1 pseudogene is annotated in these 990 nt (G+C 38.9%); it reads left to right on the forward strand.

What is annotated here, in order from left to right:
• A pseudogene (locus ACPC58_RS11615) lies at window positions 1-900 on the forward strand (transposase); the annotation flags it as partial.
• Window positions 901-990: the final 90 nt, after the last annotated feature.

The raw sequence follows: 990 nt of genomic DNA on the forward strand, positions 1-990 counted from the left end.
AAAGGTGGCTCAGCCAACAGACAGAAACGAAGAAGAATTAAGAAACTAAAGAGAAAGTTGAAAGAGGATTGTCTTGTTCGGAAACAGAAGTACGAACGAGATAAACAGATTCTACAAGAGCGAAACTCCTACTCTAAAACGGATCATGATGCAACATTCATGAGAATGAAAGAAGATCATATGAAGAATGGTCAGCTCAAACCAGGCTACAACCTCCAACTTGGTACAAACAGCCAGTTTGCCTTAGCTTACGGATTGTATCCGAATCCAACTGACACTCGTACACTCAAGCCTTTTCTTCAATCCATCCAAACCTTAGAACTCTTTCAACACATTGTCGCGGATGCAGGTTATGGAAGTGAAGAAAATTATAGCTTTATCGTTGATGACCTAGAGAAAACACCTCTGATTCCCTACGGAACATATCAGAAAGAGCAGAAGAAAAGCTATAAGAAGAGTGATGCCAATCCTGAAAACTGGACCTATCTAGAAGATTCTGATCAGTGGATAAAGCCAGATGGAGTTGTGTATTCATTCAAGAATTATTCACGAAGAACGGATAAATATGGATTTGAGAGAGATATTAAGATTTACGAAGCTGATCCAGTACAAGCTAGTGAGGAATTAGACCAATTAGCACGGACGGAAAAAGGAAATCTCAAACAAATTCAGTATAATCCTACGTGGAACTATTTCAAGAACCTTGTCAAAGATGAGTTGACAAGTAAAGTGGGAGCCCGCATTTATGCCAAACGCAAGGTGGATGTCGAACCTGTATTTGGTAGGATGAAGGGTGTTTTTGGCGTGCGCAGAGTTCATGTCAGAGGACAAAAAGTGGTTGAAACAGAGATAGGATTCCTCCTAATGAGCATGAATCTAACGAAATTGGCTAAGAAAATAGTCCAAGATAATAGAGATAAAAAGAAAAACACAGATAGTTCGGCTGAATTTCATCAAAATCAGCTTGAATCTATCTGTGTTTTTTATTTA

The organism is Streptococcus sp. VTCC 12905 (assembly GCF_049893385.1).
In the GTDB taxonomy this organism is placed as follows: Bacteria; Bacillota; Bacilli; order Lactobacillales; family Streptococcaceae; genus Streptococcus; species Streptococcus suis_AA.